Here is a 13403-nt window from a genome sequence, read left to right on the forward strand (position 1 = left end):
AGCTTCAGGAAGCGTTTTCCTGAAAGCGGCCGTAAGACATCAAGCGCTGCAGGCGGTGTTCAATAAGCTGATCGGGGTTCATGCCCGATAGCTGACGTAGCGAATCCGACAACGCGCGGCTAAGCTGGCGGGCCATGACGACGGGATCACGGTGGGCGCCGCCGACCGGTTCGTTGACGATGCGGTCGATCAGGCCCAGGTCTTTGAGTCGCGGTGCCGTGATGGCCAAGGCCTCGGCGGCGGTGGACGCCTTGTCGGCGCTGCGCCAAAGAATGGACGCGCAACCTTCCGGGGATATGACCGCATACGTGGCGTATTGCAACATCATGACGACGTTGCCAACGGCAATGGCCAGCGCACCGCCCGAACCGCCTTCGCCGATGATGGTGGCAATGATGGGCACTTTGAGCTCGGCCATGGCATACAAATTGTGGCCTATGGCTTCAGACTGGCCGCGTTCTTCCGCACCGATACCCGGGTAGGCGCCCGGTGTATCGACGAAGGTGAAAACCGGCAGCCGGAATTTCTCCGCCACCCGCATCAGGCGCAGCGCTTTGCGATAGCCCTCGGGACGCGGCATGCCGAAATTGCGCATGGCGCGCTCTTTGGTATCACGGCCTTTCTGGTGGCCGATGACCATGCAGGGCGTACCGTTGAAACGCGCCAGACCACCGATGATGGCCTGGTCGTCGGCATACATGCGATCACCGTGCAGCTCGTGAAAATCGGTAAAGATCTCACGCACGTAATCCATGGTGTAGGGCCGCTGCGGGTGGCGTGCCACCAGCGCCGTCTGCCAGGGTGTCAGCTTGGAATAAATGCTTTTGGCGAGCGTCTGGTTCTTTTGTTGCAAGCGACCGACTTCTTCCGATATATCGACGGCGGAATCGGTTTGAACAAAACGCAATTGCTCGATTTTGTTTTCGAGTTCGGCCAAAGGCTGTTCGAATTCCAGGAAGGTATTACGCATAAGAGCTTGGTATCCAGATTAAGGCATTCGCTTGGATCAATACTGTATCGCAGCCGGGTCGAGGCTGCGCCATAAGTACCAGGTAGCCACTGTGCGCCACGGCGCCCAAGCCTGGGCAACTTCCCGGGCTTCGAAACGTGAAACAGGCTCACCGCTGAAGTAGTGTAGCGAAATTGCCTTGAGCAGGCTGGAATCGTCCAAAGGAAGAATGTCCGGGCGCTGCAGGTTGAAAATTAGGAACATCTCGGCGGTCCACCGCCCTATCCCGCGGATGGCGCACAGATCGGCGATGACAGCTTCATCGTCCATCGTGCCCCACGAAGCGGGCTTTACCTTTTTATCGGCGAAATGGGTGGCAAGGTCGAGAATGTACACGGATTTGCGTTTCGACAGGCCGGCCAGGCTGCCATCGGTTTCGGCCAGCTTGAGTACCGATCGCGGCGTAGGCTGACGACCGCAAGCGTCGGTAAAGCGCAACCACATGGCGTCGGCCGCGGCAACAGACAACTGATGCCCAATGATCGCCCTGGCCAAAGTGATGAATGGCGTGGCCGACGGCGCCAACCATTCGGACTTGTGTCGGGGAATAAGCTTCTTCAGAATCCGGTCGCGGCCCATCAATTGGATGGACGCTTCATCCCAGAACTCGGGCTTATCTTTGATGACTATTGTGGTTTCTGGCATGGCATCTCCTAGGCGCGACGCCACTGGGTCACGCCGCCGGCCTTGTCTTCAAGTTCGATCCCGACATGCTGGAGCTCGGCGCGCAGACGGTCCGCCTCGGCAAAATCGCGCTGCTGCTTTGCTGACGACCTGGCCGTGATCAGTGCCTCGATCTGCTCGTTGGACAAGGATTCCTGTGTGGTGCTGCCGCGCTGGTAACGGCTGGATGACTGCAGATACTGGGCCGGGTTGGTTTGCAGCAGACCCAGCAAGCCGCCCAGTTTACGCATCAGCCCGGACACGTCGCCCGAGCCTGTACGGTTGGCCTCTGACGACAATTCGAACAAGACGGCAACCGCGCCCGATGTGTTGAAGTCGTCGTCCATGGCCGCGCGAAATGCCTGTGCGCCGGGATGGGCCCAGTCGATATCGACCTGGTCGGGCGGCACGTTATGCAATGTCTGGTACAGCCTGTCCAGCGCATTCTGCGCGTCAAGCAGATTGTCGGGCGCATAATTCTGTGGACTGCGGTAATGGTTCCGAACAATGAAGAAGCGCAGCATTTCAGCTTCGCGGACATTGGGCTGGTAGACGGCCTGGTCCTCTGGAACCGAGGCATCGGCGGCGATGGTGGCTCGTATCGTGCGGAAATTTCCCAGCGATTTGGACATCTTGTCGGCATCGACCATCAATGGACCGCAATGCATCCAGATAGACGCCAGCGTGCCGCCGAATGCGCCTTCGGTCTGGGCGATTTCATTTTCGTGATGGGGAAACTTCAGGTCCGGGCCACCGCCGTGTATGTCCAGCGGCAAGCCCAGCAACGACTTGCTCATGGCCGAGCATTCAATATGCCAGCCCGGTCGTCCCAAGCCATACGAGGATTCCCATTTCGATTCGGGTGGCTCGTCGGTCTTGGCCGATTTCCAAAGCACGAAGTCCAGGGGATCGCGCTTGCCGGACGACACTGCGACACGTTCTCCGGCCCGGAGATCGTCAAGCGACTTTCCCGACAATTTTCCGTAGCCGGGAAACTGGCGCACTGCGTAATTCACGTCGCCATCGTCAGACTGATAGGCCAGCCCTTTCTCCTGGAGCTGCCTTATGATGCCAAGCATTTCACCGACATGGTCGGTGGCGCGCGGTTCGAAATCAGGCGCCGCCACGCCCAGTGCGCGCTCGTCGGCGTGCATGGCATCGATGTAGAACGACGTCACTTCGCTCATGCGACGTCCACTTTCGACCGCTCGGCGAATGATCTTGTCGTCGATGTCGGTGATGTTGCGCACGTACTTGACCTTGTAGCCGCTCTCGCGCAACCATCGTTGCACCACGTCAAAACTGACGAGCATGCGAGCGTGCCCGAGGTGGCAGAAATCGTAAACCGTCATGCCGCAAACATACATGCGCACCTCGCCGGGATCTACGGTTTTCAGTGGCTCTTTGCCCCGGGAAAGGGTGTTATAAATGTGCAGCATGTACGATTTTGTCTATAAATAAATACGATTGGACGCCAGTTCAATGCAAATCCCCTTGCAGTAAACTGGGTGCTAAACGTAAAGCATGGCTAAAATGGCGGTCGATAAGTATAGCAAGCGTTGATGCTATACCACCCTCCCACCCTAACGTATAGGTGCATAACCTGTGTTTCGAATTTATTGTCCTGTATTAGCGATCGCTCTGTTTACGGGCGGGCTGTCGGTACAGACTGCCGGTGCCCAGACGCTCGTGCCCGGCCTCGAGCCACATGTCGATCTTAACGCCACGCTCGACGCCGGTCCAGACGCGCCTGCTTTCTCGTCATCAGGCGGCATCCTGATCGAAATGGGACGGCAGCCGCAAACCGCCAATGAAAAGCTCTTCAACGATACGCAACCACCCGAAGGCGGATGGAAGGGGCTGGCCCGCCTGCTCGAGGCAATCACCCCCAGCGTGGACACCGAGATACCGTTGACGCCTTCGGAAATCACCTCGCGCATCTCTGCCATGATCGATCGCGGCGAAACCCGTGAAGCACTCCAGGTCATCAACAAGCGCGCGGCCCAGCTGGACGCCCAGGGCGGCCTTGGCAGCGATGTGCAGTTGATGTTCTTGCGGGGGCGCGCCTTGGCCGCATTGGGCAGCCAGGCCGAAGCCATCGACCTCTACCTAGAGATGACCACGCTGTATCCCGAGCTTCCCGAACCATGGAATAACCTTGCGGCCGAATATGTGAAACAAGGTAAGCTTGAAATGGCCCGCGACGCTCTGGCCATGGCGCTTTCAGCCAACCCGAATTACGCGACCGCCCAGGCCAATATGGGCGAAGTGCAGCTTATGCTTGCCCGCCAATCTTTTCAAAGCGCCGCGCAGTTGGGCATCGGAGATGCCGGCGGCAAGGCCCGGGCAACGACCGAACTCCTGAAAAACAACCGCTAGGAAACTTACTTTGCACATCACGCTTCCTCTTTCGTTTCTAACTGGTACGTCGCGTCCAACGCTACGTACCGTCAGCATCGCTTGCGCAACTTCGCTCGCCCTGTGCCTGGGTAGCGTCGCGCAGGCAGCCTCTTCAACTCCTAATCAAGGTGAGCCCATGAGCACAACAGCAACTCCACACGTCAAGCTTCAAACCAACCACGGCGACCTGATCATCGAACTGAACGCCGAAAAAGCCCCCAAGACCGTTGAAAGCTTCCTGACCTATGTCAATGAAGGTTTCTACGACGGCACGATCTTCCATCGCATCATCAACAACTTTATGGTCCAGGGCGGCGGTTTTGACGCCGACATGAAGCAGAAGCAAACGCACGCGCCCGTTGAAAACGAAGCGAACAACGGTTTGAAGAATGACCGCTACACGCTGGCCATGGCACGCACATCTGACCCGCACTCGGCGACTGCCCAGTTCTTCATCAACGTGGCCGATAACGACTTCCTGAATTTCACCGCGCCCACTCCCAACGGCTGGGGCTATACCGTATTCGGCAAAGTCATCGAAGGCACGGAAGTGGTCGACAAGCTCAAGGGCTTGAAAACCGGCACCAAGGGCTTCCACCAAGACGTCCCCGTCGAAGACGTCATCATCGAGAAAGCAACGGTCGTTGAATAAGCTATCCCTGGCGGGAACTGTATGGGTGGCCTCGGATATTCATCTGGGGCCGGAGACACCCAAAACGGCAATCGCCTTCCATGATTTCCTGGACAAGGCATGTGCCAATGCGGATGCCTTGATTTTATGCGGCGACATCTTCGATGCCTGGATTGGCGACGACTTTGCACAGGCGGCGCCCCCCGATTGGCTTCTGCGTACCCTGGACAAGCTCGGCCAATTCTCCACGACCACTCCCTTATGGATCGGGCGAGGCAATCGCGACTTCCTGATCGGTCATGCGTTGGCTCAACGAGTGGGTGCGCAACTGCTACCCGACAGAGTTTGCCTTGATACTGACTACGGCCATGTCCTGCTTTCGCATGGTGACGAATATTGCACCGCGGACGCAAGCTATCAGCGCTTTCGCCGGATCGTGCGAACCCCTTTCATACAAAAGGCATTCCTTGCATTAAGCCTGACGCTACGGCGCGGCATTGCGGATTGGGCCAGGCAACGCAGCATGGCGGCAAACCGTAATAAATCGGCACGGATCATGGACGTGGAAACGCGGGCCGTCGAGCAGGCCTTCATGGAATACGATGTCGATACGATGGTGCATGGGCATACCCACCGGCCGGCCGTACACCAGCACACCGTCGGTGGCAGGCTCCGTCAGCGTATTGTGCTGCCCGACTGGGACTACGACCATGGCGAGCCCCCGCGGGCCGGCTGGGTCAGCATCGATTGCAACGGCACGGTGCTGCATCAGCAGGACTGGTGATTCAACGCAAAAAAAGCCAGGCAAGCACGACAAAACCCAGACCAATGCGATACCACGCGAAAGGCCGGTACGTTCTTTTCGAGACAAAGCGCAGGACCGCACGCACAATGATCAAGGCGCTGACAAAGGCGGCCACGAAGCCTACCGCGATGGCTTCCATCTGAGTGTTGGACAATGCCCCGGCGTTGCGGTACAGGTCGTACACCGTTGCCGCCAACATGGTTGGCATGGCCAGGAAAAAGGAAAACTCAGTTGCCGTCTTGCGCTGTATGCCCGCCATCATGCCGCTGATGATGGTCGCCCCGGAGCGCGACGTGCCGGGCACCATGGCCAGGCATTGCGCAAACCCGACGATCAATGCCTGGCGCCAGGTGATTTGTTCCAGGGTGAGCGCCGTGGCATGCTGCGACGCCACGCTGTCGTCCTTGGCCAGGATAGTGCCGCCTCGACCGTGCTTCGAATACTGAGGCTTGCGTTCGACCCATAGCATGATCAAGCCGCCCAGAATCAACGTGACCACGAACACCCCCGGGTTATGAAACAAGGCCTTGATGTACTTGATCATGACGGCGCCAATGACGGCGGCGGGCAGGAACGCAATCAGCAGATTGCGCATGAACAGCACCTCGCTGCGATCACCGGTCAGCGTGCCCCGTATCAGTTGCCATACCCGCGCCCGGAATATCCAGATGACCGCCATGATTGATCCGAACTGGATAACGACTTCGAACACTTTGTCGCTGCCGGATGAGAAATTGATCCATTCGCCTATAAGCAGCAGGTGGGCGGTGCTTGAAACGGGAATGAATTCGGTGAAACCTTCCATCAGCCCAAGAAAAAGGGCCTTGATCAGAAACAATGTACTCTCAGTCATGCTCGCTCATATCGTTTGTATCGTCAGTCTGATGATAAGTGCGCTCGATCTGTACCGTCGCTATGCGGCGACCGTCCAGGCGCAATATCGTGAATGTGAATGTGGCGTGGCTCTGGCGCAGCTCACAACTGTCGCCAGGCCCCGGTAAATGGCCAAACCGCTCCAGCAGATAACCCGCCAAGGTCGAATACCCCTCTTCGTCGTCCACCAGGTCGTCGGTGTTTAACAGCAACTCCAGATGGTGCAGGTCTGCCGCCCCATCGACACGCCAGCGGTTTTCGCCTTCGACGACAATATCCGGAGTCTCGTCCTCGTCGGGAAACTCGCCCGCAATCGCCTCGAACACATCGATGGGCGTGACCACGCCTTCGATGGCGCCAAATTCGTCGGTGATCAGCACGAGCTGGCCTTTTGAACGCTTGAGCGTATCCATCAGGCGCAAGACGCCGATCGATTCATGTACAAAGAGCGGATCACGCAGGCGCGAAAGGCGCACATGGCCCAGTGTCAACAGATCGGCGATCATCTCCTTGGCCCTGCCTATGCCTATGACCTCGTCAAGCGACCCCCGACATACCGGAAAGAAGCTGTGCGGAGCCTTGGCGATCTGCTCGCGCAGTTGATTCGGATCATCATCCAGGTTGATCCAGGAAACTTCCGTGCGGGGTGTCATGATCGAATTGATGGACCGATCGGCCAGGGTGAGCACACCGCTGACCATGTAGCGTTCTTCATCACCAAACACCGGGGGAGTCTCCTCGGTGTGGGACTGCTGAGGTTCAGGCCCCATCAAGGGACGCTTGCCCAGCATGCGCATCACCCCTTCGGCAGTGCGCTCGCGCAATGGCCGTTTTGTCTCGATGCGGCGCATATTTCGTCTTGCCACCTGATTGAGCATTTCGATCGAAACCGAAAAGGTGATCGCAGCGTAGAGGTAACCTTTGGGGACCGTGAAACCAAAGCCTTCGGCCAGCAGCGAGAAGCCGATCATCAGAAGAAACCCAAGACACAGGATGACAACGGTGGGATGCGCATTGACGAAACGCGTCAGGGGCTTGGACGCAACCAGCATCACGCCGATGGCAATGGTCACTGCGATCATCATTATGGACAAATGATCAACCATGCCCACGGCCGTGATGACGGCATCAATGGAGAAAACAGCGTCAAGAATGACGATCTGGGTCACGATGACCCAGAAGCTCGCGTGCATGCGAGCGCCGGAAGCATGCACCATCTTGCCTTCGACGCGCTCGTGCAGCTCGAGCGTGCCCTTGAAAAGCAGGAAAAACCCGCCGACAATCAGGATCAGATCCCGACCGGAAAAACTCATCGGACCGAGAGCAACAAGGGGGTCCGTCAGCTTTATCAGCCATGACATGACCGACAGCAACACCAGCCGCATGAGCAGGGCCAGCGACAAACCCAATATGCGGGCCCGATCGCGCAGTGCAGGCGGCAGCTTTTCGACAAGAATGGCGATAAAAATCAGATTGTCTATACCCAGGACAATTTCGAGAATTACCAAGGTAAGCAAGCCGACCCAGGCTGATGGGTCCAGCATCCATTCCATCTATAAGCTCCGTAAGGCAAGCAGCGATGCAAAAAACACAGGCTGGAGCAAACGCCACGGCCGGTGTGGCGGTGTATCAGGCCCGGACGTGGCCCAGCATCTGTGTGAAGATCTTGGGTGTGGCGGCCAGCACGCTACCGCTTTTCATCCATTCTTGTTCGCCGTCGAAATCGGCGATCAGGCCCCCTGCCTCCAGTATCAGCAATCCGCCTGCCGCCAGGTCCCAGGGTTTGAGGTTAACGCCGCAATAACCATCCAGGCGCCCGTTGGCCACGTAGGCAAGATCGAGTACCGTGGAACCAAGCCGACGCGCGGAAGCGCAGTCGGACAGCATGCTGGCATAGCGTGTGCTGGTGCCAATGACACCTGCCGAACCGGGCACATGGGCGCCCAGCAGTGCGTCGTGATAGCGCGTCTGGCCCGACACGCGAACCCGCCTGTCATTCATGAAAGCCCCCCCGCCGCGCGTGGCAGTGAACAGCTCATTGCGGGAAGGATCGTAGATGACTGCCTGGGTGACTTGCCCTCTTTGTGCCAAGGCTATCGACACGGCATAAATGGGCAGGCCGTGGATGAAATTGGTCGTGCCGTCGAGCGGATCGATGATCCACTGGAAATCCGCCTGGGTATCGATGGTCTGCCCGCTGGCCAGATGCGTGCCGGACTCTTCGCCCAGGAAGCCATGATCGGGATAGGCCGTGCGTAGAATATCGATGATGGCCTCTTCGGCGGCATGATCGACTTCCGTGACATAATCCTTAGGTCCTTTGCGTGCCACTTGCAGGCGTTCCAGGTCGAGGCTGGCGCGGTTGATTATGGCGCCAGCACGGCGAGCCGCCTTAATGGCGGTATTGAGCATCGGGTGCATAAATTTCCGTAGTAAACAAAAGACTGTCAGTGCCTGGCACAGCCGAATCAGACCGCCTGGATAGGCAAAAAATCAGGCAATAAACATTAAAAACCATCTATTTTAAATGACTCAGACGTTTTCCTCCGAAACGGCCAATGCATTTGCCCGCGTTCGCTTCATTATGGTCCGCCCCAGCCACCCCGGGAATGTTGGCGCAGCCGCCCGCGCGATCAAAACAATGGGATTTCACGACCTGTGCCTGGTGGCCCCACGCTTTCCTGATGTGCTGGATCTGCCAGAAGCACAATCCCTGGCCAGCGGGGCGACCGACGTACTGGCCGCCGTGACCATCGTTCCAACATTACACGAGGCACTGGCTCCTGTGACCATGGCCTTCGCTCTGACCGCGCGAGCCCGTATGATAGGCCCTCCGCCCTGCGATATTCGCGTGGCAGCCGATATAAGTTGCAACCACCTTCGACAGAGCAACAACAAGGTGGCTATCGTATTGGGCACGGAAAGGTCGGGCCTGACCAACGACGATATCGCCTTGTGCCAGCGCATTTGCCACATTCCGGCCAATCCCGACTATAGCTCGCTGAATGTGGCCCAGGCCTTGCAGCTGGCGGCCTGGGAATTGCGCTATGCCCTGGTAGTCGCCGCAACGTTGCCACTGCTGCCGGTCACGGACGGACAGGCCGAAGCAGGCAGCGAGCCGGCCACGAGCGGGAAAATCCAGGCGCTCATGACCCACTGGGAGCAGGCCATGGTGGCAGTCGGTTTTCTGGACCCGGAACACCCAAAAAAACTGATGCCCAGAATGCGCCACCTGTTCGGCCGCAATGCATTAAGCCAGGACGAGGTCGACATGCTGCGGGGCCTGTGCACCGCCATGATAAAGACGGCAAGAAAACAGTGATCAGGCCGCAACCAGGGACAAGCCAGTCAGGCGCGAGAGTTCTGCAATACCTGCACCTGCCAGATCATCGATGAGCATCACCTGGCCATCCTTGAGTTCGAATACGGCCAGGTCGGTGTAGACGCGCGAGACACAGCCAAGCCCGGTAAGCGGATAGGTACAACGCTCTACCAGCTTGCTTTCGCCCTGCCGCGTCAGCAATTCCATCAATACGTAAACCGATTTCGCACCGATCGCGAGGTCCATGGCCCCACCTACTGCGGGAATATCGTCCGGACCGCCCGTGTGCCAATTGGCCAGATCTCCGGATCGGGACACCTGGAACGCGCCGAGCACGCAGATATCCAGGTGACCGCCACGCATCATGGCGAAGGAGTCGGCATGGTGAAAAAAAGCGCCGCCGGGCAGCAATGTGACTGGCTGCTTGCCCGCGTTGATCATGTCCGGGTCTTCGGCTCCCGGCTCCGGAGCCGGTCCCATGCCGATCACGCCGTTTTCGCTGTGCAGGATGATTTCGCGGTCGGCCGGAAGATAATTGCCGACTTTGGTAGGCAGGCCGATGCCGAGGTTTACGACACTGCCTTCCGGGATGTCTAGCGCCACGCGGGCTGCCATCTGTTCGCGGTTGAAAGGCTTCATTTTGCGGCTCCTACAGCTACCACTCGTTGAACAAAGAGACCGGGCGTCACGACCGCTTCGGGGTCCAGCGCACCCAATTCGACAATTTCGTCGACCTGCGCCACAGCGATGCGCGAGGCGGTCGCCATAATGGGGCCAAAATTGCGGGCCGTTTTGCGATACACCAGATTACCCCACCTGTCACCGCGAAAGGCCTTTATCAGCGCGTAGTCGGCATGCAGGGGATATTCCAGCACGTAATCGCGGCCATTGATTGTGCGTTGCTCTTTGCCCTCGGCCAGCAACGTACCTGCGCCGGTGGGCGTAAAGAATGCGCCAATACCGGCGCCGCCGGCGCGTATGCGCTCGGCCAGGTTTCCTTGCGGAACCAGTTCAAGCTCGACTTTGCCGGCCCGATACAAGGCGTCGAACACATGTGAATCAGCTTGGCGTGGAAAGGAGCAGATGACTTTTCGTACGCGTCCTGCGGCGAGCAGGGCAGCCAGTCCGGTATCGCCGTTGCCGGCATTATTGTTGATGATGACGAGGTCTTTCGCACCTTGGTCCAGCAGTGCATCAATCAATTCCCTGGGCTGCCCGGCCAGGCCGAAACCGCCCACCATGATGCAAGCTCCATCGGGAACATCGGAAAGTGCCTCACGCAAGCTGTCAATTATTTTGGAAATCATTCTGCATCCACTTTCTGTGTAATAAAGAACTTTCATGAAAAATGGCCGACCAGCGGTCGGCCATTTCGTCCATATATATAGTATTAGTCGACGGTGGCACCGGAGGCCTTGACCACCTTCGCCCAGCTGTCCACTTCAGACTTGATGAAGGTACCGAACTCCGCAGGTGTCGTCTTGGCCGGCACAGCGCCCAGGCCTGCCATGCGAGCTTGTACTTCGGGTTTCGCCAAAGCCGTTTGAATGGCGGCGTTGAGCTTGTTCACGATATCGTCAGGAGTACCCTTGGGGGCGATCACGCCGAACCATGAGGATACGTCGAAGGAAGGATAACCCGACTCCTGCATGGTAGGCAGGTCGGGTGCCGTCTTTGTACGCTCTTCAGTTGTGACAGCCAGGGCGCGAAGCTTGCCGGATTCAACATGCGGCCATGCCGACGGCATGTTGTCGAACATATATTGCACCTGCCCGCCAATAAGGTCGGTCAGCGCTGGTGAGCTTCCCTTGTAAGGGATGTGCGCTGCGTCGATCTCGGTCAGCTGCTTGAATAGCTCGCCCGCCATGTGAATGGACGTGCCGCTGCCCGACGACGCGAAGTTCAGCTTTCCCGGATTGGCTTTGGCGTACTCGACCAATTCCTTCACGGACTTGACCGGAAGCTCGGGATTGACAACCAATACGTTAGGCACGCGAACGCCCAAAGCGACCGGGGTGAAGTCGTCAACCAGGTTGAAGCGCAGGTTCTTGTACAAGGTCTGGTTGATGGCAGCGGTTACGGCCACCATGTACAAGGTATACCCGTCGGGCTTCGCCCGCGAGACCATTTCAGTGGCGATATTGCTGCCTGCACCCGGGCGATTTTCTACCACGACGGGCTGACCGAGAATGTCACCCATTTCCTTGCCAAGGATACGCGCGACCACGTCAGTGGTGCCGCCTGCAGAAAAGCCGACGATCATGCGAATAGGGTTTTCAGGATAAGCCGCTAATGCGCTGGAAGCGAATGCTGCCGTGCCGGCAAATAGTACGCTGGCGGCAAAAGCCTTGGCGCTCATCTTGAATTTGGATTGAATCTTCAATGTGTCCTCCGGATTGATAGTGTCCATGTTACGGACAGTTCTATAATGGTGTTCGCATTTTCTCCTATTTTTCATTTTTTTCCAACCTACTCGTACATTCAGTGGACACATTACCAAATACCGACAGCCCAGCTTCTGGGCCCCGCACGTTGCGACGTGGACTCCAGGTGCTGAGGACCTTGCAGCAAAGTCCGGAGAGCGGCGTAAGCGTTACCGGCCTGGCGCGCATTACGGGCTTGCAGCGGCCCACGATTTACCGCCTGCTCGCCGCCCTGGTCGAAGGCGGATTCGCCAGAAACGTAGGCGGCAGCAAGCGCTATGCGGCCACCCAGAATGGCGCAGTGTCAGAACCCGGGCAGGATCCTCGCATCGAACTGGCGCTACCGGTTCTCAAGAACCTGGCGTCGGTTACCGGAGACGCGGTTTTCCTTGTTGTACGCGAGGGCCATGAGTCGCTCAGCTTATGGCGGGAAATCGGCGCGTATCCCGTGCAGATTCTTGCCACGTTTGCGGGAAAGCGCCAGCCGCTGGGCGTAGGTTCGGGAGGCATGGCCCTGCTGGCCGGGCTGGATGACGACACGGTGGAGAAAACCATTGCACACAATAGCGACCGCCTCGAGCAATACGGCGGAATGACCGAGCGCGAAATGAGGCAATTGGTGCAAAACACTCGCACGCGAGGTTATGCGGTGGTGGGTAACTATGCGGTGCGCGGGGCACTCGGCGTGGGCTGCGCCCTTTACGACTCCAGCAAGCAGCCTTATCTGGCCATCAGCGTGACGGCCATTACCGAACGCATGCCATCACCGCGGCAACGCGAGATCGCAAAGCTGATACAAGATGGCTTGAAAACGATCGCTGCAAAGACCTGATCGAGCTGACATGTTATCCACGACTTCTGTGGATAACTGCGAGGACAACATGGTAGCTACTCAGATAAGCCTATGTAATTCAGCCGGTTTCCGTGCGTGGGTGAAATTACGCCAAGCGCTGGATTTTTTCCGTGAATTATCCCCGCTGCCTGTGGACAAGTCCGAGGACAAGCTGGGACTTACGTCTAATTACCCATAAAAATCAATGGGCTATAAAAAATGAGCCAGAATTGCCCAGGGTGAGCACCCGTTTGAACCCGTGTGCTCACCCTGGCCGCTATTCAGATAATCGCCCGACTACGGAGCTCTACCGCTAATCAGACGCACCAAAACCATCACAATTGCGACCACGATAAGAATATGAATGAACCCGCCTATCGTGTATGACGTGACCAGGCCCAAAAGCCAGAGGACGAGCAAGATTACTGCAATGGTATAGAGCATA

General features: G+C 57.7%; 15 protein-coding genes. 5 read left to right on the forward strand and 10 right to left on the reverse strand.

Going from position 1 to position 13403, the window contains the following annotated elements; genetic code table 11:
• Nucleotides 1–4 precede the first annotated feature (4 nt).
• Genes CR155_RS03300 through cysS form a run of 3 tightly spaced genes read right to left on the reverse strand, consistent with a single transcriptional unit; the run spans nt 5 to nt 3111 of the window.
• Nucleotides 5–970 (reverse strand): acetyl-CoA carboxylase carboxyltransferase subunit alpha, encoded by a 966-nt coding sequence (locus tag CR155_RS03300; protein WP_102068571.1) that lies wholly within the window; start codon nt 968–970, stop codon nt 5–7.
• Between the two features lie 36 nt (nt 971–1006).
• Complete coding sequence (locus CR155_RS03305) at nt 1007–1654, reverse strand: DNA-3-methyladenine glycosylase family protein (RefSeq protein WP_102068572.1); 648 nt, start codon at nt 1652–1654, stop codon at nt 1007–1009.
• 8 nt (nt 1655–1662) lie between these two features.
• Nucleotides 1663–3111, reverse strand: coding sequence for a cysteine--tRNA ligase (gene cysS / locus CR155_RS03310; protein ID WP_102068573.1), 1449 nt, complete (start codon nt 3109–3111; stop codon nt 1663–1665).
• 166 nt (nt 3112–3277) lie between these two features.
• Here cysS and CR155_RS03315 point away from each other — a divergent pair, with 166 nt between their 5' ends.
• From CR155_RS03315 to CR155_RS03325, 3 genes are all read left to right on the forward strand, one after another.
• On the forward strand, nt 3278–4051 hold the full coding sequence (locus CR155_RS03315) for a tetratricopeptide repeat protein (RefSeq protein ID WP_102068574.1): 774 nt from the start codon (nt 3278–3280) through the stop codon (nt 4049–4051).
• A gap of 157 nt (nt 4052–4208) precedes the next feature.
• On the forward strand, nt 4209–4724 hold the full coding sequence (locus CR155_RS03320; protein WP_102068575.1) for a peptidylprolyl isomerase: 516 nt from the start codon (nt 4209–4211) through the stop codon (nt 4722–4724).
• Nucleotides 4717–5487: a UDP-2,3-diacylglucosamine diphosphatase gene (locus tag CR155_RS03325; protein ID WP_102068576.1), complete on the forward strand. Its 771-nt coding sequence runs from the start codon at nt 4717–4719 to the stop codon at nt 5485–5487. Before CR155_RS03320 ends, CR155_RS03325 begins: the two co-directional genes overlap by 8 nt.
• A gap of 1 nt (nt 5488) precedes the next feature.
• On the opposite strand, the gene CR155_RS03330 is transcribed toward CR155_RS03325, so the two are convergent.
• From CR155_RS03330 to CR155_RS03340, 3 genes are all read right to left on the reverse strand, one after another.
• Nucleotides 5489–6361 carry an undecaprenyl-diphosphate phosphatase gene (locus CR155_RS03330; protein WP_102068577.1) on the reverse strand — a complete coding sequence of 291 codons (873 nt, stop codon included), beginning with the start codon at nt 6359–6361 and terminating at the stop codon, nt 5489–5491.
• The gene (locus CR155_RS03335) at nt 6354–7934 is read right to left on the reverse strand and encodes a TerC family protein (RefSeq protein WP_102068578.1); all 1581 of its coding nucleotides are present in this window, start codon (nt 7932–7934) and stop codon (nt 6354–6356) included. Before CR155_RS03335 ends, CR155_RS03330 begins: the two co-directional genes overlap by 8 nt.
• Before the next feature lie 76 nt (nt 7935–8010).
• Nucleotides 8011–8802 (reverse strand): inositol monophosphatase family protein, encoded by a 792-nt coding sequence (locus tag CR155_RS03340; protein ID WP_102068579.1) that lies wholly within the window; start codon nt 8800–8802, stop codon nt 8011–8013.
• Nucleotides 8803–8908: 106 nt separating this feature from the next.
• On the opposite strand from CR155_RS03340, the gene CR155_RS03345 reads away from it, so the two are divergent.
• Nucleotides 8909–9703: an RNA methyltransferase gene (locus CR155_RS03345; protein ID WP_102068580.1), complete on the forward strand. Its 795-nt coding sequence runs from the start codon at nt 8909–8911 to the stop codon at nt 9701–9703.
• On the opposite strand, the gene CR155_RS03350 is transcribed toward CR155_RS03345, so the two are convergent.
• The 3 genes from CR155_RS03350 to CR155_RS03360 all read right to left on the reverse strand — a co-directional run bounded on the left by CR155_RS03350 (nt 9704) and on the right by CR155_RS03360 (nt 12062).
• Nucleotides 9704–10342 (reverse strand): 3-oxoacid CoA-transferase subunit B, encoded by a 639-nt coding sequence (locus CR155_RS03350; RefSeq protein ID WP_102068581.1) that lies wholly within the window; start codon nt 10340–10342, stop codon nt 9704–9706. It abuts the gene before it with no gap.
• Nucleotides 10339–11010, reverse strand: coding sequence for a 3-oxoacid CoA-transferase subunit A (locus CR155_RS03355; protein ID WP_102068582.1), 672 nt, complete (start codon nt 11008–11010; stop codon nt 10339–10341). The genes CR155_RS03350 and CR155_RS03355 overlap by 4 nt, the downstream gene beginning before the upstream one ends.
• An 83-nt stretch (nt 11011–11093) precedes the next feature.
• Nucleotides 11094–12062, reverse strand: a complete 969-nt coding sequence (locus CR155_RS03360) for a Bug family tripartite tricarboxylate transporter substrate binding protein (RefSeq protein WP_102068791.1) — start codon at nt 12060–12062, stop codon at nt 11094–11096.
• A gap of 125 nt (nt 12063–12187) precedes the next feature.
• Between CR155_RS03360 and CR155_RS03365 the strand changes: the two genes are divergently transcribed.
• Nucleotides 12188–12958: an IclR family transcriptional regulator gene (locus CR155_RS03365; protein ID WP_102068583.1), complete on the forward strand. Its 771-nt coding sequence runs from the start codon at nt 12188–12190 to the stop codon at nt 12956–12958.
• A gap of 297 nt (nt 12959–13255) precedes the next feature.
• On the opposite strand, the gene CR155_RS03370 is transcribed toward CR155_RS03365, so the two are convergent.
• Nucleotides 13256–13402, reverse strand: coding sequence for a lmo0937 family membrane protein (locus CR155_RS03370; RefSeq protein ID WP_143705172.1), 147 nt, complete (start codon nt 13400–13402; stop codon nt 13256–13258).
• Nucleotide 13403 lies beyond the last annotated feature (1 nt).

This window comes from Pollutimonas nitritireducens, assembly GCF_002849615.1.
GTDB classification, from domain to species: domain Bacteria; phylum Pseudomonadota; class Gammaproteobacteria; order Burkholderiales; family Burkholderiaceae_B; genus Pollutimonas; species Pollutimonas nitritireducens.

Bases quoted from the DNA above. Each gene is read 5' to 3' on its own strand.
- CR155_RS03300 (WP_102068571.1), bottom strand. From the start codon at position 970: ATGCGTAATACCTTCCTGGAATTCGAACAGCCTTTGGCCGAACTCGAA.
- CR155_RS03305 (WP_102068572.1), bottom strand. From the start codon at position 1,654: ATGCCAGAAACCACAATAGTCATCAAAGATAAGCCCGAGTTCTGGGAT.
- cysS (WP_102068573.1), bottom strand. From the start codon at position 3,111: ATGCTGCACATTTATAACACCCTTTCCCGGGGCAAAGAGCCACTGAAA.
- CR155_RS03320 (WP_102068575.1), top strand. From the start codon at position 4,209: ATGAGCACAACAGCAACTCCACACGTCAAGCTTCAAACCAACCACGGC.
- CR155_RS03330 (WP_102068577.1), bottom strand. From the start codon at position 6,361: ATGACTGAGAGTACATTGTTTCTGATCAAGGCCCTTTTTCTTGGGCTG.
- CR155_RS03335 (WP_102068578.1), bottom strand. From the start codon at position 7,934: ATGGAATGGATGCTGGACCCATCAGCCTGGGTCGGCTTGCTTACCTTG.
- CR155_RS03340 (WP_102068579.1), bottom strand. From the start codon at position 8,802: ATGCACCCGATGCTCAATACCGCCATTAAGGCGGCTCGCCGTGCTGGC.
- CR155_RS03345 (WP_102068580.1), top strand. From the start codon at position 8,909: ATGACTCAGACGTTTTCCTCCGAAACGGCCAATGCATTTGCCCGCGTT.
- CR155_RS03350 (WP_102068581.1), bottom strand. From the start codon at position 10,342: ATGAAGCCTTTCAACCGCGAACAGATGGCAGCCCGCGTGGCGCTAGAC.
- CR155_RS03355 (WP_102068582.1), bottom strand. From the start codon at position 11,010: ATGATTTCCAAAATAATTGACAGCTTGCGTGAGGCACTTTCCGATGTT.
- CR155_RS03360 (WP_102068791.1), bottom strand. From the start codon at position 12,062: ATGAGCGCCAAGGCTTTTGCCGCCAGCGTACTATTTGCCGGCACGGCA.
- CR155_RS03370 (WP_143705172.1), bottom strand. From the start codon at position 13,402: ATGCTCTATACCATTGCAGTAATCTTGCTCGTCCTCTGGCTTTTGGGC.